At 46.3% G+C, this 19,619-nt stretch carries 22 protein-coding genes; 20 read left to right on the forward strand and 2 right to left on the reverse strand.

The features are described from left to right. Positions 1-216: 216 nt before the first annotated feature. Positions 217-822 (reverse strand): DedA family protein, encoded by a 606-nt coding sequence (locus tag NSS94_RS07430; protein ID WP_029516415.1) that lies wholly within the window; start codon positions 820-822, stop codon positions 217-219. 15 nt (positions 823-837) lie between these two features. Next, positions 838-1,413 carry a class I SAM-dependent methyltransferase gene (locus NSS94_RS07435; RefSeq protein ID WP_029516416.1) on the reverse strand — a complete coding sequence of 192 codons (576 nt, stop codon included), beginning with the start codon at positions 1,411-1,413 and terminating at the stop codon, positions 838-840. A 233-nt stretch (positions 1,414-1,646) separates the two neighbouring features. Here NSS94_RS07435 and NSS94_RS07440 point away from each other — a divergent pair, with 233 nt between their 5' ends. From NSS94_RS07440 to NSS94_RS07535, 20 genes are all read left to right on the forward strand, one after another. Further along, on the forward strand, positions 1,647-1,913 hold the full coding sequence (locus tag NSS94_RS07440; RefSeq protein ID WP_341039099.1) for a hypothetical protein: 267 nt from the start codon (positions 1,647-1,649) through the stop codon (positions 1,911-1,913). A gap of 53 nt (positions 1,914-1,966) precedes the next feature. Then, positions 1,967-2,320: a FlxA-like family protein gene (locus NSS94_RS07445; protein WP_341039100.1), complete on the forward strand. Its 354-nt coding sequence runs from the start codon at positions 1,967-1,969 to the stop codon at positions 2,318-2,320. A gap of 296 nt (positions 2,321-2,616) precedes the next feature. Next, a complete protein-coding gene (locus tag NSS94_RS07450; protein WP_165144965.1) occupies positions 2,617-3,045 on the forward strand; it encodes a GNAT family N-acetyltransferase in 429 nt (142 codons plus the stop codon). Positions 3,046-3,056: 11 nt separating this feature from the next. Next, positions 3,057-3,518, forward strand: a complete 462-nt coding sequence (locus NSS94_RS07455) for a hypothetical protein (protein WP_318626848.1) — start codon at positions 3,057-3,059, stop codon at positions 3,516-3,518. A 36-nt stretch (positions 3,519-3,554) separates the two neighbouring features. Continuing rightward, entirely contained in the window at positions 3,555-4,370 is an 816-nt protein-coding gene (locus NSS94_RS07460) for a helix-turn-helix transcriptional regulator (protein WP_341039101.1), read from the forward strand. Between the two features lie 105 nt (positions 4,371-4,475). Then, the gene (locus NSS94_RS07465; protein WP_341039102.1) at positions 4,476-5,432 is read left to right on the forward strand and encodes an aldo/keto reductase; all 957 of its coding nucleotides are present in this window, start codon (positions 4,476-4,478) and stop codon (positions 5,430-5,432) included. A 266-nt stretch (positions 5,433-5,698) separates the two neighbouring features. Further along, on the forward strand, positions 5,699-6,190 hold the full coding sequence (locus tag NSS94_RS07470) for an 8-oxo-dGTP diphosphatase (RefSeq protein ID WP_069012034.1): 492 nt from the start codon (positions 5,699-5,701) through the stop codon (positions 6,188-6,190). Positions 6,191-6,192: 2 nt separating this feature from the next. Continuing rightward, positions 6,193-7,191 (forward strand): aminoglycoside phosphotransferase family protein, encoded by a 999-nt coding sequence (locus NSS94_RS07475; protein ID WP_341039103.1) that lies wholly within the window; start codon positions 6,193-6,195, stop codon positions 7,189-7,191. Between the two features lie 47 nt (positions 7,192-7,238). Further along, the gene (locus NSS94_RS07480) at positions 7,239-7,760 is read left to right on the forward strand and encodes a GNAT family N-acetyltransferase (RefSeq protein ID WP_341039104.1); all 522 of its coding nucleotides are present in this window, start codon (positions 7,239-7,241) and stop codon (positions 7,758-7,760) included. Positions 7,761-7,788: 28 nt separating this feature from the next. After that, a complete protein-coding gene (locus tag NSS94_RS07485) occupies positions 7,789-8,238 on the forward strand; it encodes a hypothetical protein (protein WP_165144977.1) in 450 nt (149 codons plus the stop codon). A 189-nt stretch (positions 8,239-8,427) separates the two neighbouring features. After that, positions 8,428-9,462 (forward strand): NAD(P)/FAD-dependent oxidoreductase, encoded by a 1,035-nt coding sequence (locus tag NSS94_RS07490; protein WP_103047635.1) that lies wholly within the window; start codon positions 8,428-8,430, stop codon positions 9,460-9,462. 146 nt (positions 9,463-9,608) lie between these two features. After that, entirely contained in the window at positions 9,609-10,292 is a 684-nt protein-coding gene (locus tag NSS94_RS07495) for an HD domain-containing protein (RefSeq protein WP_341039105.1), read from the forward strand. 164 nt (positions 10,293-10,456) lie between these two features. Next, positions 10,457-11,437, forward strand: a complete 981-nt coding sequence (locus tag NSS94_RS07500) for an ABC transporter substrate-binding protein (RefSeq protein WP_029516428.1) — start codon at positions 10,457-10,459, stop codon at positions 11,435-11,437. Between the two features lie 10 nt (positions 11,438-11,447). Beyond that, positions 11,448-12,455 (forward strand): FecCD family ABC transporter permease, encoded by a 1,008-nt coding sequence (locus tag NSS94_RS07505; RefSeq protein WP_039269698.1) that lies wholly within the window; start codon positions 11,448-11,450, stop codon positions 12,453-12,455. Next, positions 12,448-13,470 (forward strand): FecCD family ABC transporter permease, encoded by a 1,023-nt coding sequence (locus tag NSS94_RS07510; protein WP_341039106.1) that lies wholly within the window; start codon positions 12,448-12,450, stop codon positions 13,468-13,470. The genes NSS94_RS07505 and NSS94_RS07510 overlap by 8 nt, the downstream gene beginning before the upstream one ends. A 118-nt stretch (positions 13,471-13,588) precedes the next feature. Next, the gene (locus tag NSS94_RS07515) at positions 13,589-14,359 is read left to right on the forward strand and encodes an alpha/beta hydrolase (RefSeq protein WP_340933886.1); all 771 of its coding nucleotides are present in this window, start codon (positions 13,589-13,591) and stop codon (positions 14,357-14,359) included. Between the two features lie 318 nt (positions 14,360-14,677). Further along, positions 14,678-15,463, forward strand: coding sequence for a 2,3-dihydro-2,3-dihydroxybenzoate dehydrogenase (locus NSS94_RS07520; protein WP_322251360.1), 786 nt, complete (start codon positions 14,678-14,680; stop codon positions 15,461-15,463). A gap of 77 nt (positions 15,464-15,540) precedes the next feature. Then, complete coding sequence (dhbC, locus tag NSS94_RS07525; protein WP_341039107.1) at positions 15,541-16,827, forward strand: isochorismate synthase DhbC; 1,287 nt, start codon at positions 15,541-15,543, stop codon at positions 16,825-16,827. A 33-nt stretch (positions 16,828-16,860) separates the two neighbouring features. Beyond that, entirely contained in the window at positions 16,861-18,513 is a 1,653-nt protein-coding gene (locus NSS94_RS07530; protein ID WP_340933887.1) for a (2,3-dihydroxybenzoyl)adenylate synthase, read from the forward strand. Between the two features lie 44 nt (positions 18,514-18,557). Beyond that, positions 18,558-19,607: an isochorismatase family protein gene (locus NSS94_RS07535; protein ID WP_341039108.1), complete on the forward strand. Its 1,050-nt coding sequence runs from the start codon at positions 18,558-18,560 to the stop codon at positions 19,605-19,607. The last annotated feature ends 12 nt before the right edge of the window (positions 19,608-19,619 follow it).

The following is a 19,619-nucleotide window of genomic DNA, read 5'->3' on the forward strand; positions in this document are numbered from 1 at the left end:
CTCACTCTTTTACAACAGCCGCTTATAGGGGCGGTAGTTGTAGGGTTGGATTAGTAAAATAGACCGCTAACCTTTTCCAGAGGGCGGTCTATTTCTTTTTGTTGAAGGAAAGAATCAAGATCACCAATGTCGCAAATTGAATCATCACATCAATGTATCTTTAACCTCCACAGGCATCACCTCCTTTGCAGGAGACTAGCCGAACGTGTTCTACCTTTACTCCTCCGTTGTTTTCTTCCCCCATACTAATTTCATTATAAAAAATATAATGGTCAGCATGATGACAAGCAATGCCATCTGCAAGCCATAACGATGGATTAGTTCTCCTACTGCCTGTACATGATCGCCAAAGATACGTCCGAGTAGAAAGAAGATCAGCGTCCAGATCAAACCCGTTGAATAAGAGAAGAGGGCGTAGCGCTTGAAGCTCATTTTATTGATTCCGACAATATAAGGAATAATGTGACGGACGATCGGCAGCAAATAACTGATGCAAATAGTGAAGTTTCCATACTTATGTATCAATTTTTCCGAAAACGTAATGTACTTGTCCATTTTTTTCTTCCGGCGTAAACGTTCTAGAATCGGTGTGCCCACGGTTCTCCCCAATACATAACCTAAGGACAAGCCTGATATAACCCCAAGATATACAATTAAAAAAGCGGGTAACGGGTGAAGTATGCCCATGCCTGTTACAGCCCCGCCAGTCATCACAATGACTTCATCCGGGATGGGCAGACCCACAATCCCCAGCCATAGAGAAAAGAATAATGCTGCATAGCCGTATTGTTCGATGATGGAAATTAAATATTCCACGTCCATACCCGTACTCCTTTCTTAAGCTTTCTTTCGGCATACATACACGAATGCGGGTGGAACATTCATTGGCACAAACTTGATTTCTTCAATATCAAACCATTCACCTAACTGCTGCTTCATCTGTTTAGAGTATTGAAAGGCCACAAACATTCCTCCATCCCTGAGCGATAGATGAATTTGTTCTACAATTTGATTCCGCATCGCTTGTGGAAAATTGAAAAAAGGCAGCCCGCTGATTATGCAGTCAAGCTGTTCTATTTGGGCATTTTTCATAGCAAGCTGAAGCTCACGCGAGTCGGAATAGCATAGATAATTCGGGAATCTTCTTTTTAAACTCTGCTGCATGGTTTGGTCTTTCTCAAAGAGTAAAACCTTAGGTTGAAATTCAGCAGCAGACGGGATGTATTGAGTAATAGCCCCTGTTCCAGCACCAAGCTCGGCAACAGCATGAACTTCACTCCATGGAATGGATTCTATCATATTTTTAGCTAAAAATCTGGAACTTGGTGTTACACTACCCACGTATGCAGGCGAGTACAAAAATTTGACCAGGAACATAAGTCTCTCGTGAACCAAATGGCTAATACGGATCATACATCATTTCCCTACTTTCAATTTTTAAAATACGTTCATTTATTCTTTGCTAAGAGTAACAAATTATCCCTTTACTTACTCCTGTCTCAAGTAGGGTTGATCCCCCCGTCTTGCGGAGGGTATTTTCCTTGACTATGGTCTAGGAAATAATAAAAGGGTTACGGTATTAATGAGTCTGTATTGATTCAGTTATCATTCAGCATACCCTCAGGTTGCATTCAGATTTGCTACCGATGAAAGGTAGGTGGGCAGCCAAAAACATTATGTACACTGAGAGGGGATCTATTTTGTCACTATCCATTAACAGACATCTTATCACGACTTCCTATGATCATTCGAATACGGTGAAGTCACATGAGAATGGACTAAATACCGCGGGTCATACCACACACAAGAAATCTAACGATTCACTCGAATTGAGTAAGGAATTCATGGAATACACGGGAGGAATGCAGGCTCCGCTTCCTACGAATGCCACAGAGTGCAACACCCTAGCTTAGAACCGGTTAGCCCACACGTGTAAACTCATACTTTTATAAAGGGGAAATCTCGTATGAACATTTCATCCACATCCAGCAGTTCTATATCTATTTCAAGCACTTCATCTTCATCCAGTACCAACGATACAGCTAGTCTGGAAAAGCAAAAAGCTCAACTTGAAGCGGAGTACAACAAGGTACAGCAAAGTAAGGATAATAAAGATACAAAAGAAACAAAAATGAAGCAGCTTCAGCAACAAATTAAACAGATTGAAGCTCAAATTGCACAGCAAAGTTCGCAATCCAGCAGTACGTCAACTCCAAAAATGGAAAAGCCCGCTCCAAGTAACACAGAAACAACTCGTATCAACAGCGCTAACAGCAGCGATATTACGGGAGTTGGGAATTCACTGGATATTTCAATTTAATCATCCCCTCTCTTCTCCTGTATGGCAGACGATGGATATAAAGGATAGCAGGTTCTCCGTTTCAGAGGGGCCTGCTTTTTTCGTTACTAAATATTTTGCATGAATCCAGGGAACGACTTTAATCAGCGATATTTAGATTAGAATAATTCTGTCCATCTAAATTGAATCATGTGACTAAACATAGAAAAGTATATACAATATATAACAGTAGGAAGATGAAAGTATTTTAACCCTATTATTTTCTATATTTAAATCAGTAAGTGCTAGTAATCATTTCAAATTGGAGGATTTATGCCATGACGCTGGAACCTCAGATGAATCGAAGTAGTAGAGATGAAGCCCGTTTAGTCAGAAACAAGTTGATTGAGTTTAATGCGAAACACGTTCCAGCAGATATTCGAACCCAATACGAAGAGATTAATCTTACGCTTAAAAATGAAGACGGTCAGGTGATAGGCGGTCTCCTAAGTGTACTATGTTGGAACTGGGTGGAGGTTGATATTTTGTGGGTAGATCAGAGCTACAGAGGAAAGGGCTACGGTTCACAACTACTTGGTGAAATTGAACAAATTGCTAAAGAAAAAGGGTGCGATTTTATACAACTTAATACCTTTACTTTCCAAGCGCCCGAATTCTATGAAAAGCAGGGGTATGAAGTCGTTGGTGTCATTGACGATGCTCCGAGAGGCTTTAAACACTATTATTATAAGAAAAATATCTACTGAGGATTCTATAGATGCGCGTACAGATCAAGGAAATAAATAAAGATCAGCATATCACCATTCGTAATATTGGCAAGGAAAAAGTATACGGCTACTGGACATATTTTTGGCATGAACTGACCTCCGGATATGCGTATGTTGTCCCCTATGAACAAAGCTTGAATAAGATGATTCCCGGTTGTGTAATTTCGGTCGAGACTTCTCAGTCCAGTATAGAGGGGTTCAGAAGGCTGAAGTCTACTGAAGAGACAGGGATTTTTCGACCTCAACCAAAGCTAGGCGACTATTGGATTCAAGGAACGATACATCAAGTGATGCAAGGCGAAGCAGACGAGATAGAATGTGTGGAGATTGTAGTAGGAGACACTACGTTTATTTTGGATTCTGAAGAAATGAATGGTGATGTCAACGTTAAAGCGGGCGACGGTGTCGCCTTTGAAATCATAGGCCTACAGTTGTTTGACGAGGGACTGTGAGCGTTCTATAGCGATTGATTCGAAAAGAGGTAACACATGTCTAATGATAATAGTAAATCGAAAACGTTGGGAGCTTTTCTGAAATCACGTAGAAATCGACTTCAACCAGAGCAGGCAGGTCTTAGGCTTTCACAGGGCCCGCGAAGAAGAACACCGGGGCTTCGCCGAGAAGAAGTTGCTATGCTGGCAGGTGTCAGTGCGACGTATTACACATGGCTGGAACAAGGTAGAGAAGTAACAGCATCTAAGGAGATTATCGAAAGTATAGGAGAAGCTCTACAATTAACTCATGATGAGAGAGCGCATCTAATTCAATTGTGGAATCCCAATGAGACGGTTGCGATTTCGCCCATCCAGACAATGCTGAATCCACAGTGGCAACGTATTATCGATCAGTTGTCCTATCCTTCCTTTATCAGCAATGAAAAAGCGGAAGTGCTCGCTTGGAATAGCGCGGCGAATGAGGTGATTACCGATTTTTCTTCCCTGTCCGTTTCTGAACGTGTCATGATTCGTTTATTGTTCGTGGATTCCGAATTACGTCGTCGAATGGTTAACTGGGAAGAATTCGCGTCCTATTCGGTAGCTGTTTTTAGAACCTATTATGACAAGTATTTAGGAGATCCTTGGTTTGAGGAGACGGTAGAACGGCTGCGTGTGGAAAGTATGGAGTTTGACACCATGTGGAAGCAGCATCATATCCAGCTCAAAAAGGTGAATCGGGTTTCCCTTCAAATCCCTGGCGCTGTGGAAGCAGTTTCCTATGATATTAATTCTTTAGCAAGTATTACGGACCAACCGGGTCTGCACTTTTGTATCTACACGCCAGTAAGCCAATCCTCTGCCTGGTAATCTTGTTACTAGTATAAACGTACTGTGGTTGCCTCCATAAGGGTCTATTAGAATGAGTACATGTTCGTTCCATCCATTTACCCAAAGAAAAGAGGGAACCATGATATGCTGAAAAGGAAATTGGGATGTGAAGGGCTGGAGGTATCAGCTCTGGGCCTTGGCACGATGATGATGCCGAACAACGAGGAGTCGGTGCGCACACTTCAGGGAGCGCTGGACCTTGGTGTAACGCTGTTTGATACAGCAGATCTTTATGGTGAGGAATACGCACAGCAGAAGTTCGGCGGCAATGAGAAGCTAGTTGGACGTGCGCTCAAGGGTCGTCGGGAGGAGGTAGTGATTGCCACTAAATTCGGGATCACACACACTCAGGGACCCAAGGGAGATCCGGCATATATTAAAAAATCCGTAGACGCCAGTCTGTTTCATCTGGGGACTGATTATATCGACCTGTATTATCAGCATCGAGTCGATCCCAATACTCCGATTGAAGAGACCGTCGGAACGATGGCCGATTTGGTTAAGGAAGGGAAAATCCGTTATATCGGCTTGTCGGAAGCGTCGGCTGAACAGATCCGCCGCGCGCATGCGGTGCATCCAATTACCGCAGTAGAAACCGAATATTCCTTGTGGAGCAGAGAAGTGGAAGACGATGTCCTTCCGCTACTAAACGAACTGGGAATCGGCTTCGTCCCCTACAGTCCACTGGGTCGAGGTTTCCTCACGGGACAGATCAAAAAATTTGACGATCTGCCAGTGGATGATTACCGCCGTCATTTCCCTCGCTTCCAAGGCGAGAATTTCACCAAAAATCTAGAGGTTGTCCTCCTGATCGAAAAGCTGGCTGCCCAAAAAGGTTGTACTTCTGCTCAGTTGGGGCTGGCATGGCTGCTTGCGCAAGGCGACCATATCGTCCCGATTCCAGGAACGAAGAGATTGGAAAGAGTGCGTGAAAATCTTGGTGCCCTACAGGTCTCTTTGTCGGAAGCAGAGCTTCAAGAGATCGAGCGTATTTCGCCCAAAGGTTTCGCAGTAGGTTCTCGTTATCCGGAGCGTGCCTAGAAAACGGAGTATTGGCATGATGATTAAGTTTAGGATAAGACCGTTCCTTTCTGGAGCCGCTGGTAGTACCAGCGGCTCTGTAGAAAGGCGGTCTTTTTTTTACTAATTTTGACCGACTTAGGCATGAGTTCTCAAGTCTAGTCTATGGTTAGAGTTATTGCGCTCTACAAAATAACGAGTTAAAGTATGGGAAATGCCATATTTAACCACAGTTTGTCGGTGTGAAAGTAAAACTAGATTTTAGTGAATCGTGAATAAAGAAAGGTATGATCGGATTGACAACAGAAGTGACACACAAAATATATACCATGTGTATGATTCAGGACGGAAGTAAGGTATTGCTTATGAATAGACCCAATCGAAAGGGGTTTCCGGGTTATATTGCTCCAGGAGGAAAAGTAGAGTTTCCAGAAAGCATTGTGAATGGGGCCATTCGTGAAGTAAGGGAAGAAACAGGCTTAACCGTTACGAAAATCGTATTTAAAGGAATCGACGAATATTGTGACCCAAGCCAAGGGCTGAGATATATGGTCTTTAACTATTTGGCTACAGCCACTGAAGGTGAACTATTAAAAAATCCCCCCGAGGGAGAACTGCTGTGGGTGGATATGAAAGAAGCGCTAAATCTGCCGATGCAGGATTGGTTTAAGCGGAGATTTCCATTGTTTTTTGAGCCAGGAACGTTTGAAGTTAGTTCCGTGTGGCTGGCGGATACAGATGAAACTCTGGAAGCAACGATTAAGAGCTATGGTGTATAGAGATGACGACGACCATATATTTCTCATCTAATCGGCTAGGCGAGGTAACAATTGATCAAGTGCAAAGGATGCTGAATCGTTTTGATTTGGGACGTTTGCTGTCTTACGAAAAAACGGCAGAAGGTGTCCTAGGGCAAACTCTTTATGTTTCCTCAACGGCTGGGCAGTTTGTGCTGAAGGGGAACCCACTTTTTCCAGGGCAATGGGTAGAAGAAAAATTTATGGTGGAGCAAATACAGACGCGGACTCCAATTCCCGTGCCAACACCGTATCTTGTGGATCATACAGAGGACATTTTTGGCTGGAGCTATGCACTTATGCCCCGTCTATACGGTCAGCATATACATACACCTGAGTTGCAAGCAAAGCTGACCTCGCTGGATAAACAGCAAATGGTTGAAATGCTTGCTACTGTTTTGTTAGAGCTTCATAGATGGAAGGTTAAGAACAGTGGAGAGCTGGATACAACAACTCTAGGCATTCGTCCTTTTGAAGTCTCTTATCGAGTATGGTTGTATGGACGAATTCGCTATTGGCTAGAGGATGCCAAAAAATACTCGAACATTTCTGTACAGGATTTGGAATGGGTAGAGGAAATATTGGAAGGCTCCCGTCAAGCATTCGATCAGCTGGAAGCTGCCACTTTCGTGATGGGGGATTTTAAACCGCAAAATTTCCTTGTGCAGAATGGGAATAAGGGCTGGGGAGTCAGTGGTCTTTTTGATTTTACGACAGCCTATTTTGGGGATGGGGTTGCAGATCTTCCGAAAATAACCACCATGTATCTGGAGAACGGCGAAGAAGAATTGGCAAAAGGTTTTCTTACTGCCTACGCACAAGGGATGGAAGCTAAAGAAGGATTTACTGAGCGTTTCCGGGTGCATATGCTGCATCAGCAGGTTCTAAACTGGGGATGTGCCAAAGCGATGAAGCAAATCACTTGGGATGATAAGCTCTCTTTTGCAGATTGGGCGCAAAAATTCATGGATATTGAGGTATAAAGCAATAGCAGACAAATTGAGTGTTTAAAGAGGAGGTAGTGAGTGGGATGCAGACCGTCAGATTGGTAAAGCCGGATCAGGACTGGAAGGAAGCTTATCTTTCATTTTATGAGGAATGGAAACAGAGTCAGGAGCATATGGTACCTTGGGTGATCTCTGTAGAGCCGTACGATTTTGAAGGTATGCTGACGTTTTTAAGTAATCAGGAAAATGGAATGAACCTGTCTGAAGGCTGGGTCAAAAGCTCCACATACTGGCTTGTGAATGCGAATGAACAGGTTGTGGGAGCGGTGAATATCAGGCATGTCCTTAACGAACACCTAATGAATGCCGGAGGTCATATCGGTTACGGTATCCGTCCTTCTGCACGAGGGAACAGGTACGCTGTTACAATGCTGGCCTTGGCGCTGGAAAAAGCAAAAGAGCTGGGGATTTCCCGAGTCCTGGTCGTATGCGACTCCGATAATATTTCCTCCAAAAAAACAATCATACAAAACGGCGGAATGCCGGACAAGGATTACATAGAGGAAGACGGAAACCGTGTAAACCGGTTTTGGATCGAATTGTGAGTGAGAAAGAGGGGAACGCGAGAAGCTCATGAAATTATGGCCTGAATATGCGCAAAACATCATTGTTGGTGTTATTTTTGAAGGAAACTGGAATTGGTATGTGACGGAAAGAGAATATTGGTTTTTGAATACCGAGATGGAGGAACGGTTTGGTATCCCTATTTTGGATGAAACCACAGCAGGAGCATTTTTGGATCACATCTGTGAATATAAGGTGGCTACAGGGGAGCTAACTTCAATGCTCCAGTTGCTGGATGATGCTATTCAGCATCAGGATGAAGTGCTGGAGTTTTATCCTGCTCTGTATGTTAACTTTGATGAGAAAGTTCTCTATTCGCTATTTCCTGAGCCAGCTTCGTTTGAACACTATGTCCCAGTGGGGTGGAAAGGAGAATATCAAAACTTTATGAACGAGGTACCTTCATCTGAACAGTATTGGATGATCGATGGAAGTAACTTTTTTGAAACATTCACTTGATAGAACGAAAGAGGAAATGAATATATGGATGCTTCCATGCATGAGTAGCTATATTAACCCATAAGATGTAGTTCTAAGGTCACGAAAACCTCTCCAAGGGCCATGTTTTTATTTCCTAATTGATATTGATAATTATTATCACTTATAATAAAAGCAGACATATTACGCTATGATAGGGAGAGTTGCAGAGTGACAGTGTCCTTGGAATTATATGATGTAACGATCATCGGCGGTGGTCCTGCCGGTATGTATACCGCATTTTACAGTGGAATGAGAGATATGAAGACCAAGCTGATCGAAGCCAAGCATGAGTTGGGCGGACGGATGCGCATATACCCAGAGAAGATGATATGGGATGTCGGAGGGGTTACCCCGGTTTTATGTGAAAAGCTGATTGATCAGCTGGAGCAGCAAGCGCGGACGTTCGAGCCTACCATTGTGCTGGGGCAGCAGATCACTGGTTTGGATCGGCAAGAGGATGGCACGTTCCTGCTAACTTCTGCCACAGGGGAACAGCATTGGACACGCACGATCGTTCTGGCAGTAGGCTATGGTATTCTCAAAATGGCTAAGCTGGAGATTGAGGGGGCGGACCGCTATGAGGTTACGAACCTGCATTATACTGTACAAGAGCTAGAGCCATTTCGGGGCAAGCACGTCCTGATTTCCGGTGGGGGCGACTCAGCAGTGGATTGGGCGAATGAGCTGGAGTCTATTGCGGCGAGTGTGACCGTCGTACATCGTCGGGATCACTTTGGTGGACATGAGAAAAATGTAGCGCGTATGAAATCATCTTCGGTCCGTGTTCTCACGCCATACGCGGTGAGTCAGCTACATAGCAACAATGGAGAGACGATTGAACAGGTAACGATCAGTCATGTAGATACGGACGAAATACAGGTGCTGAATGTCGATGCAGTCATCGTAAATCATGGACTAAAATCCGATTTCGGTCCGCTTCGGGATTGGGGACTGGATATGGGGGAGTGGCATGCCCGAGTGAGCGAAAAGCTGGAAACGAATCTGCCGGGGATTTTCGCGGCAGGCGATTTTGTCGAGTACGGAAGTAAGCTGTATCTGATTGCCGGTGCGTTCACAGATGCCGCCCTTGCGCTGAACAGCGCGAAGCTGTATATTGATCCGGCAGCTGACAAAGCGGCATATGTTTCTTCTCATAACAGCCGCTTTAAGGAGAAGAACCGCGAGCTTGGTGTCGTGGAGTAGAGTAAGATACGGAATTAAGTTATATAGGATTAGAGATAGGGTAGGGAAAATGTAAAAGAACTTCCGCGACTACGATTGATGTGGTTTGCATTAAAAAATCAAACGAACCTACCATAGAAAGTATGGACTGGATTGAAAGGTGACATATGAAGAGACGAACGGAGCAACAGGAAGCGATTTGTGCAGATATTATTCAAAAGGCAGAGCCCTTTGTACAGCAACAGTTGGCGCATGATCATAGTGGCCACGATTGGTGGCATATAGACCGGGTGAGAAAGCTGTCCCTTAAAATTGCTGCTAAAGAGGGCTCAGATTCGTTTATTTGTGAACTGGCAGCACTGCTGCATGATGTAGCGGATGAAAAATTAAATGATTCCAAACAAGCCGGGCTGGATAAAGTAGAGCAGTGGCTGCTTCTGCATGTAAATGATCTGGAGGTAATCGCGCACGTGATGACTATTATTGCTACGATGTCCTACAATGGTGGACAAAACCCGCCCATGGAGACGCTGGAGGGTCAAGTTGTGCAGGATGCGGATCGGTTAGATGCTCTTGGAGCAATTGGGATTGCAAGAACCTTTATGTATGCAGGCTCAAAAGGCAGTATGATGCATCACCCGGATAAAGATTTTTCACAGCATGAGTATCGTGCCGCAGGTAAAAGTGCCATATACCATTTTTACGAAAAGCTGCTCAAGCTCCAGGATTTAATGAATACCACTTATGCCCGAGAGCTGGCGGAGGTTCGGCATCAATGGATGGAGATGTATCTGGAGCAGTTCTATAGAGAATGGAATGTGGATGATGTTCAGCAGAGAGAGGAAGGCTGATGCTTCTTAGATGCAGTGATTCCAAGGGAAAAAGCTCACCTTTTTAATAAATATTAGAAAAAATATTGCAATGCACTGATTTCTCTCCTACTATTGATAATAGTTATCATTGATAATGATAACTATTATCTGTAATCAAGCAGTAGAGGGGAGCCATTCAGGTTATGAAGAAGTTTGCAGTAGGGGTGTGTACTTTATTATCGGCAAGTTTGTTGTTGACAGCGTGTGGTGGAAAAGTGCAGGAGGTGGATAGCTCGGCTCAAACGAATTCCAATGCATCGACACAGACGTCAGTTTCCGACGGAGAAAGTGCCAAGACGATTACATATCTAGATAAGACTTATAAGCTGACCAAGACGGATCATATTATTGTAGCAAGTCTGGAAGCGATGGAAGATGCGGCTGTCCTGGGAGTAAAGCCGACTGGGGCGGTTACTTCGGGAGGAAAATTCCCCGAATACATGGAAAAAGCGATGGAAGGAGCCGCAGATGTTGGTGACCGAATGCAGCCTAGTGCTGAAACGATCCTGAAACTGAAGGCAGATGTGATTCTTGGGAGCTCCAAATTTCGGCCTGCGGTGGCAGAACAGCTGGGGAAGGTCGCTACATTGATTCCAGTATCTCATATTTCAACGAACTGGGAAGCGAACCTGCTCATGTTGGGGCAACTTACGGGCAAAGAGGCGAAGGCGAAAGAGATACTGAACAAGTACAAGCGAGATGCTCAGGCGGCCCAACAGAAGCTCAAGCCATTATGGGAAAACAAAAAGGTGCTTATGGTACGGATTCGTACAGGTAATCTGTATGTATATCCTGCAGATGTATATTTCAATCCTTCGCTATATGTTGATCTGGGAGCTAAAGTACCGGAAGAGTTAAATACAGTAAAAGCACAAGAGGCAGTTTCTTTGGAGAAGTTGGCTGATATGAACCCTGATTATCTGTTCGTGCAATTCTCAGAAGGAGAGAACAAGGATCAGCCGCAGGCATTAGCAGATCTGGAGAAAAATCCGATTTGGAGCAGTATCAGCGCCGTAAAGAATGGGAAAACCTTCGTCAACATCGTAGATCCCAATGCTCAAGGCGGTACTTCATGGAGCAAACTAGCCTTTTTGGAAGCGGTTATGAACCGACTTTCGCAGTAAAGGTAGGAACATGGGAAAAAAATTAATCTCTCCTTACCTTATCATCTTCGTCTCTCCCTTGTTTATCGTGTTAACGTTACTGCTGTCTGTGATGTACGGAGCCAAGACGATAGAATGGGAGACGGTAATTGCTACCTTTTTCCATTTTGATGCTGGGAATGTAGATCATCAGGTCGTATTAAACTCTCGTCTGCCTAGAGCGGTCGGCTCTATATTGATTGGTGCTTTTCTTGCGATTTCAGGAGCCATTATGCAGGGAATGACGCGGAATTTCTTGGCTTCACCCTCCATTATGGGCGTGTCAGATGGAGCGGCATTTGTGATCACCTTAATGATGATCCTCGCGCCGAACTCCACTTCGATGGGGCTGATCGGCAGTTCTTTTGTAGGATCGGCTCTTGGGGTAGCTATTGTATTCGGTTTAGCCTGGATGATTCCCGGGGGTCTTGCTCCGGTTCGTATGGCCATTTTGGGAACAATCATCGGCACGTTTTTAAGCAGCCTGTCGGCCGTTCTTTCCATTTATTTTAATGTATCGCAAAATGTAAGCTTCTGGTTTAACGCACGACTGCATCAGATGGATCCCGGGATGATCCAATTGGCAATTCCCTTTGCTCTTGTGGCAGTTGTGGGGGCGATGCTGCTGGCCAAGCCAATAACACTACTGTCGCTAGGCGACGACGTGGCCACAGGCCTGGGACAGCGGTCATTACCGGTCAAGCTGGGGGCGATGCTCTGTGTAGCATTGCTGACGGGTGTTTCTGTTGCGCTGGCAGGAAAAATTGCTTTTGTTGGCTTATTGATTCCGCACATCACCCGATATTTAATCGGAGTAGATTACCGTTGGGTCATTCCATGCTCTGGTTTGATCGGTGGCGTTTTTTTGGGTATGTCTGATGTGTTGAGCCGTTTTCTAAATTATCCGTTTGAAACGCCTATTGGTGTGGTTACCTCAGTCATTGGCATCCCTTTCTTTCTGTACTTAATACGTAGAAAAGGAGGGGGAGAGCATGCGTAAAATCAGTGCAAAACGCCTGTGGCTCGTACTTTTAAGCGTGGCTGCGCTCATTTTAGTAGCCTCCTATATTAGTCTGACCCATGGGGAGTTTGACATGACTCTGCAGGAAGTGGTTCAGACGTTGTTCCGTATTCATCCTACTCCGCAGTTGGATTTGGTAATTTTTGATTTTCGGCTACCTCGTATTGTGATTGCAGCCTTGGTCGGTCTGGGGCTGGGGATTGCTGGGGCGGCGGTACAGGGAGTTACACGGAATGGCTTGGCTGATCCCGGCATTTTGGGCATTAATGCAGGGGCGGGGGCAGCCATCGTCATATTTATGTTCTTTTACCAAGGACAGATGGAAACGACAGGCTGGACTGCGGCGTTGGCTATGCCCTTTTTTGGCTTGATTGGAGGATTGATGGCTGCACTGCTGATCTATTTGTTTGCATGGAAAGCAGGACGCCTGGATCCACAGCGGCTGCTTCTCGTAGGTATCGCGATTGGCTCTGGCTTCGGTTCCTTAAGCTTATATCTATCGCTGAAAATGAAAGCCTCGGATTTCGAGATGGCGACAGTATGGATGTCGGGCAGTATTTGGAGTGCGGATTGGAAGCTGGTTGCCGCCGTAATTCCGTGGCTTGTCATTTTGATCCCTGTTATTTGGTTGAAATCGTATGTTCTGGATCTATTTCAATTGCATGAACATACAGCTAAAAGTCTCGGCGTTGCGACCGAAAAGGAAAAGTCTATTCTTCTGCTGTCCAGCATTGGACTGGTGAGTGCCTGTGTGTCTGTTTCAGGAGGAATAGGCTTTGTAGGATTATTGTCCCCTCATATCGCCAGAAGATTGGTTGGCCTTCATCATCGTCTTGTGATTCCCGTATGCGGCATGGTGGGTATGGTGCTGGTACTGTTGTCTGATTTTGTTGCCAAAACGGTGGTTGCGCCTGCGGAAATTCCCGTTGGGCTGATTATTGCGGTGATCGGGGTCCCTTATTTTGTAGTCTTGCTCATGAAAAAAACGGCCTAATTGAATTGAAATTGAGGTTCTATAGGAGGTTATTCCCGTGAAAGACCTATTTACGCATGTTCATCGTTCCAGTGATGCACATGGAGCTGTGTACGTTCCTCGAAGTCAGCATCGAGTGATGTATTCACAGGCTGAAAACCGTGAGTATCATATTTATATTGCCATCCCTGCTGAGGAACCTCCTGTATCCGGATATCCAATTATTTATGTACTGGATGCCAATTCTGTTTTTGGAACCATGGTGGAAGCGGTGCGTGTTCAGGGCAGACGACCCGACAAAACGGGGGTTGTCCCAGCTATCATTGTAGGAATAGGCTACCCAACAGAGGCTCCGTTCCATCCTTCTCGATATTACGATCTTACACTACCAAGAACGGCAGTAGAGCTTCCTGTAAAACCAAATGGAGAAGCACCTATTGAAAGCGGGGGAGCCGAGCATTTCCTGTCATTTATTGAAGATGAGCTAAAGCCTGAAATGGAGCATGATTTTCACATTGATCGCAGCCGACAAACGATCTTCGGTCATTCATTAGGGGGCCTGTTCGTATTACATACCCTGTTTACAAGACCCGGCTCTTTTCAGGTCTATGTGGCGGGAAGTCCCTCTATTCACTGGGGCGGGAGGGCCATTATGGAGGAAGAGAAACACTTTTTAGCCTCCACAGCTCAGGAACAACGGAACAAAAGGCTGTTGATTGCGGTGGGTGAGCTGGAAGCAGGACATTCAAGTGGTATGCAGGAAAAGGCCAGGGAGCTTGCCGAGCGTTTAACAAATGTGAATGATTCGGGCTTGCATGTAGAATTCCGTGAATTTGCAGATGAAGGCCATATATCCGTGTTGCCAGTACTGGTGAGCAGAGCCGTTCGTTTTGCTTCGGTTTGTCACTAAAACTATAAAAAGAACCAAAAAATGAAGATATCTAAAGGGATATAGAGTATAAAAAGGGATAAAATTCAAAAAAAACCTCTCCGATGCTACCAGGAGAGGTTTTTTTGAATTGATAATTTTCTTAAATGTACAAATATGGACTAAAACAGACGATTTTCAACATTGACTGTAATTGATGGTTTAGTTATCATATTTTGTAACTCTTAATTGATAATGATTATCATTATTAGTTATTTAAATTCAAAATGAATGATGATTACAGTAGAAACTGGGCATTAAACTGCTTCTTTTGATTTCGCTGGAAAGGGTGGAATGAACATGAGTGATGACGGAATACAGGGGAAGGTAGCTCTGGTTACAGGTGCTGCCCAAGGTATCGGTGCTGCTGTGGCGCGTTCTCTGGCCGAATTGGGAGCAATCATTGCCGCTGTAGACCGAAACGCAGAAGGTGTGAGCAGGCTGGTAGACGAGCTGGTGCGTGACGGCTATCGTGCAACGGCTTTTCCTGTCGATATCAGCCATCGTGCGGCTGTCGACGAGATGGTAGAGCAGATTGAGCATCATCTCGGACCAGTTGGCATTTTGGTGAATGTTGCGGGTGTGCTACGAATTGGGCTAGTAGACACGCTCCGTGACAGTGACTGGACGGAAACCTTTGCTGTAAACACAAACGGTGTCTTTTACATATCCCGGGCTGTGGTGAAGCATATGATTCCCCGGAAATCGGGTTCGATTGTCACGGTGGGTTCCAATGCGGGAGCTGTACCTCGTATGTATATGGCAGCTTATGCAGCTTCAAAGGCCGCTTCGGCGATGTTTACTAAATGCTTGGGATTGGAGGTTGCCTGCCATCATATTCGCTGTAATGTGGTGTCCCCAGGTTCTACGGAGACAGAAATGCAGTGGTCCCTGTGGTCTGATGAAAGTGGGGCACAAGCAGCTATTGACGGATCGCCGAACGCTTACAAGGTCGGCATTCCACTGCGAAGGTTGGCTGATCCGGCAGATATCGCGGATGCTGTTGTTTTTCTTGCTTCGGACAAGTCACGCCATATAACGATGCATGATTTGCGCATTGATGGTGGCGCTACGTTAGGTGTCTGAGTGGAATGCAGCGGTCTTGTATGGGAATAGGTAATGGCAATCGTGACAGAAAACAATGGAATAGGAGGCAATAACGTATGAAATCCAATACTGCGCTTGAAGTGCAAGCGACTCACTTGCTAAAAGATTACAAGCCAGGCTCTTCCTTCTTTTTTGCGTCACCCACCCGGACTTTACTGGCCCAAGGTACGTTGGGGGCATTGCCGCATGGGGAGGCAAGCGATACGGAGGGCGGATTGACCGGGCGTGTAGCCACGTTGCTCGAGAGTGTGCGTCAGTCCCACGGTGGACATCCGATTGTGGTGGGAGCTATTCCCTTTGATGCTTCACGGGCTGCACAGCTTCTGGTTCCGGCAGAGACTCGATGGGCGGGGCCGCTTCATTCTCACTCTACGAACTGGCACTCCGAGAATGGGAAAGCTGCCGATTCAGCGAATGCTGCCAGCCGTGTGAACCCGACAAAGCTTGGGCAGGCTCCGGACTACGGTATTCGTTCCGTGCCCGAACCGTCGGAGTTTGTACAGGGGGTGGAACAGGCCCTGAAATATATTGCGTCCGGGGAGCTGAACAAAATCGTGCTCTCCAGAACACTACAGCTGGATACTTCGGAACAAGTAGACGTTCCAAGTTATTTGCATAATTTAGCCAGACATAATACCAAAGGCTATACCTTCGCTGTTGATTTACCCGCTTTGGAGGCGGAAGAAGCAGGCTCGGACGGGGCTGTTGTCGGTGTGGAACAGCGAACGCTGATTGGAGCTAGCCCCGAGCTGCTCGTTTCCCGAGAGGGGCTGCATCTGACGGTTAATCCGCTGGCTGGCTCTGCACCTCGCAGTGATGATCCTGTCGAAGATAAGCTGCGGGCTGCGGCATTGCTGGAATCAGTCAAGGACCGGCATGAGCACGCGGTAGTCGTTGAAGCGGTGGCCTTGGCACTCAGACCGCTATGCCGGAGACTGGATGTGCCGCAGGAGCCTTCGCTGATACAAACAGAGACGATGTGGCATCTTTCGACTGAAATTACGGGGGAATTAGTGGATTTGACGGTTTCATCTTTGGCCGTTGCCCTGGCGCTGCATCCTACGCCAGCCGTATGCGGTTCGCCTACAGAGCAGGCCAAAAAGGTTATCCGAGATATCGAATCGTTTGATCGGGGCTTTTACACGGGAATTGTTGGATGGTGTGATGCAGCAGGAGATGGAGAATGGGTGATTACGATCCGTTGTGCAGAAGCTGCAAAGCATTCCTTGCGTTTGTTTGCAGGGGCAGGCATTGTGGCGGCTTCAAACCCGGAAGACGAACTGGCGGAAACAGCAGCCAAGTTTGGAACCATGCTTCAGGCATTGGGACTGAAGCATGAATAACGAGAACGATACAGAAAGAGGAGGAATATCATGATGTTGCCCGGATGCCCTACATGGCCGCAGGAATTTGCCGAGCGTTACCGGAAGGCAGGCTACTGGGAGGGAGTGACCTTTGGAGAAATGTTGCGGGAGCGTGCAGTATCGCAAGGTGACCGGACGGCAGTGACGGACGGCCAAACAAGTACAAGCTACCGTGAATTGGACGAAAAAGTAGATCGTCTGGCAGCCGGATTTTACCAATTGGGAATTAGATCGACGGATCGGGTCATCGTTCAGTTGCCAAATGTTACGGAGTTTTTTGATGTATGCTTTGCGCTGTTCAGATTGGGGGCGTTACCCATATTCTCGCTTCCGGCTCATCGAAGTAGCGAGATTGCCTATTTCGGTGAATTTTCCGAGGCGGTTGCTTATATCATTCCAGATGTATATTCGGGCTTTGACTATCGTGGACTAGCCAGAGAGGTACAAGCCAGAGTGGCAACCCTGCGTCATGTCATTGTTGTGGGCAAGCCGCAGGAATTTACGGCTCTATCCGGATTGTATATCCAACCTGATCAGTCGTTACCCCAGGTGCTTGCGGGGGATATTGCCTTTCTCCAGCTTTCCGGTGGGAGTACAGGCTTGCCCAAGCTAATTCCAAGGACACACGATGATTATATTTACAGTCTGCGGGGCAGTGTTGAAATATGCGGTCTGGATGAAGATAGCGTGTATTTAGCTGCGCTTCCCATGGCTCACAATTACCCGCTCAGTTCTCCGGGTGTCTTCGGAGCCTTATATGCGGGAGCTAAAATTGTACTTGCGCCTACGCCGAGTCCAGATGATGCTTTTCCATTGATTGAACAGGAGCAGGTGACGATTACTGCTTTGGTCCCGCCGCTTGCGCTGGTATGGCTTGATAGTGCTTCGTCGAGAACCTGTGATTTGTCCAGTCTTCAGGTGCTTCAAGTAGGGGGAGCCAAATTCAATGAGGAGGCTGCTCGTCGCATAAAGCCGGAACTTGGGTGTACCCTGCAACAGGTGTTTGGTATGGCGGAGGGGCTGGTCAATTATACCAGACTGGATGATCCGGAGGATATCATTGTAGCAACTCAGGGACGTCCCATTTCAATCGACGATGAAATTAAAATATTGGATGATGAGGACAAAGAAGTGGCACCGGGAGAGGTAGGCCATTTGCTTACACGCGGACCTTACACGATTCGGGGTTATTATAAGGCGGATCAGCATAATGCAAGAGCATTTACGCGGGATGGATTTTATCGTACGGGCGATTTGGTGAGGTTGAGTCCCGATGGCAATGTGATTGTGGAAGGCCGAGCGAAGGATCAAATTAACCGGGGCGGAGAAAAGGTGGCGGCTGAGGAGATTGAAAATCATTTGCTGGCCCATCCCGGTGTGCATGATGCAGCGATTGTAGCCATGCCTGACGAATATTTGGGTGAACGTTCCTGTGCTTTTATTATCCCGTATGAGATGGTACCGACCGTAACGGAGTTGAAGAAATTTCTGCGTGAACGTGGTTTGGCGGCTTACAAAATTCCTGACAGAATTGAGTTTATAACAGCGTTTCCACAGACCAGTGTAGGCAAGGTTAGTAAAAAAGCATTGCGGGAAATGATTACACAGCAGCTAGCATCTGCACCTGAACCGCATGGAGACATAACGATGAGCAAGAACACATAACGCAAGACAGATACTCGTAATGAAAAATGAAAGGAAGCGATATGATGGCTATTCCTCCAATTTCAGCTTATCCGATGCCGAGTGCTTCGGATATGCCCCAAAATAAAGTGGCATGGCGGCCTGATCCCAGACGTGCAGTGCTGTTGATTCATGATATGCAGCAATATTTTGTTACCGCTTTTGAGGCTGGGCAATCTCCGGTCAAGGAGTTGATCGCTAACATCCAGTTGTTGAAAAGCCACTGCCAGCAGCTTGGGATACCTGTAATCTATTCGGCGCAGCCGGGAGGTCAGGCTCCGGAGAAAAGGGGGCTACAGCAGGATTTTTGGGGCAAGGGGATGGATGATGGACCTGTTCAAAAGGAGATTGTGAACGAGCTTGCCCCTTCGGATCAGGATATGGTTATGACGAAATGGAGGTATAGCGCATTTCAAAAAACCAATTTAGACGCTATATTGCGGCAATATCATCGCGATCAGATCATGATTACCGGTATTTACGCACATATTGGCTGTCTAATGACCGCGACCGAGGCATTTATGAAGGATATACAGCCTTTTTTTGTAGCTGACGCCTTGGGGGACTTTTCACTGGAATACCACAAAATGGCCCTGACTTACGCTGCTGAGCGTTGCGCGGTTACGATGCTGACTGCCCCCTTGATTGACGAGTTGGAGACTACGAAGGGGTCAGCAACGGAAGGTGCTCAGGTGCAAAGTGTAAATATGGCTACAGCTCAGACAGGCATAGCTGACCAGAAGCCTGGTGAAAGAGAAAGCGAGGCAAAGACTTTAGATTCAGCAATGGCTGAAAAGGAAGTGCCTGCGGCTCCGCAGTTAACTGAACAATTGGTACGTGAGCAGGTCGCAGGACTGCTGCAGGAATCAGCGGAAGGATTGGCTGCCCACGATAATCTGATGGATAGGGGACTGGATTCGATTCGTATGATGAGTCTTGTGGAAAAATGGCGCCGCTACGGGGCAAGGGTGACGTTCGTGGAGTTGGCTGAACGTCCGACACTTGCTGATTGGTGGAAGCTATTGTCTTCGCGAACTAGGCAGTCAATGCCTAATTTAGACTATTTTTCCCTTTAAAGGAGGGTTTAT

The sequence above is a fragment of the Paenibacillus sp. FSL L8-0644 genome, assembly GCF_038008165.1.
Classification (GTDB): Bacteria; Bacillota; Bacilli; order Paenibacillales; family Paenibacillaceae; genus Paenibacillus; species Paenibacillus polymyxa_D.

Bases quoted from the DNA above. Each gene is read 5' to 3' on its own strand.
- NSS94_RS07430 (WP_029516415.1), bottom strand. From the start codon at position 822: ATGGACGTGGAATATTTAATTTCCATCATCGAACAATACGGCTATGCA.
- NSS94_RS07435 (WP_029516416.1), bottom strand. From the start codon at position 1,413: ATGATCCGTATTAGCCATTTGGTTCACGAGAGACTTATGTTCCTGGTC.
- NSS94_RS07440 (WP_341039099.1), top strand. From the start codon at position 1,647: ATGAAAGGTAGGTGGGCAGCCAAAAACATTATGTACACTGAGAGGGGA.
- NSS94_RS07445 (WP_341039100.1), top strand. From the start codon at position 1,967: ATGAACATTTCATCCACATCCAGCAGTTCTATATCTATTTCAAGCACT.
- NSS94_RS07450 (WP_165144965.1), top strand. From the start codon at position 2,617: ATGACGCTGGAACCTCAGATGAATCGAAGTAGTAGAGATGAAGCCCGT.
- NSS94_RS07455 (WP_318626848.1), top strand. From the start codon at position 3,057: ATGCGCGTACAGATCAAGGAAATAAATAAAGATCAGCATATCACCATT.
- NSS94_RS07460 (WP_341039101.1), top strand. From the start codon at position 3,555: ATGTCTAATGATAATAGTAAATCGAAAACGTTGGGAGCTTTTCTGAAA.
- NSS94_RS07465 (WP_341039102.1), top strand. From the start codon at position 4,476: ATGCTGAAAAGGAAATTGGGATGTGAAGGGCTGGAGGTATCAGCTCTG.
- NSS94_RS07470 (WP_069012034.1), top strand. From the start codon at position 5,699: ATGATCGGATTGACAACAGAAGTGACACACAAAATATATACCATGTGT.
- NSS94_RS07475 (WP_341039103.1), top strand. From the start codon at position 6,193: ATGACGACGACCATATATTTCTCATCTAATCGGCTAGGCGAGGTAACA.
- NSS94_RS07480 (WP_341039104.1), top strand. From the start codon at position 7,239: ATGCAGACCGTCAGATTGGTAAAGCCGGATCAGGACTGGAAGGAAGCT.
- NSS94_RS07485 (WP_165144977.1), top strand. From the start codon at position 7,789: ATGAAATTATGGCCTGAATATGCGCAAAACATCATTGTTGGTGTTATT.
- NSS94_RS07495 (WP_341039105.1), top strand. From the start codon at position 9,609: ATGAAGAGACGAACGGAGCAACAGGAAGCGATTTGTGCAGATATTATT.
- NSS94_RS07500 (WP_029516428.1), top strand. From the start codon at position 10,457: ATGAAGAAGTTTGCAGTAGGGGTGTGTACTTTATTATCGGCAAGTTTG.
- NSS94_RS07505 (WP_039269698.1), top strand. From the start codon at position 11,448: ATGGGAAAAAAATTAATCTCTCCTTACCTTATCATCTTCGTCTCTCCC.
- NSS94_RS07510 (WP_341039106.1), top strand. From the start codon at position 12,448: ATGCGTAAAATCAGTGCAAAACGCCTGTGGCTCGTACTTTTAAGCGTG.
- NSS94_RS07515 (WP_340933886.1), top strand. From the start codon at position 13,589: ATGTATTCACAGGCTGAAAACCGTGAGTATCATATTTATATTGCCATC.
- NSS94_RS07520 (WP_322251360.1), top strand. From the start codon at position 14,678: ATGAGTGATGACGGAATACAGGGGAAGGTAGCTCTGGTTACAGGTGCT.
- dhbC (WP_341039107.1), top strand. From the start codon at position 15,541: ATGAAATCCAATACTGCGCTTGAAGTGCAAGCGACTCACTTGCTAAAA.
- NSS94_RS07530 (WP_340933887.1), top strand. From the start codon at position 16,861: ATGTTGCCCGGATGCCCTACATGGCCGCAGGAATTTGCCGAGCGTTAC.
- NSS94_RS07535 (WP_341039108.1), top strand. From the start codon at position 18,558: ATGGCTATTCCTCCAATTTCAGCTTATCCGATGCCGAGTGCTTCGGAT.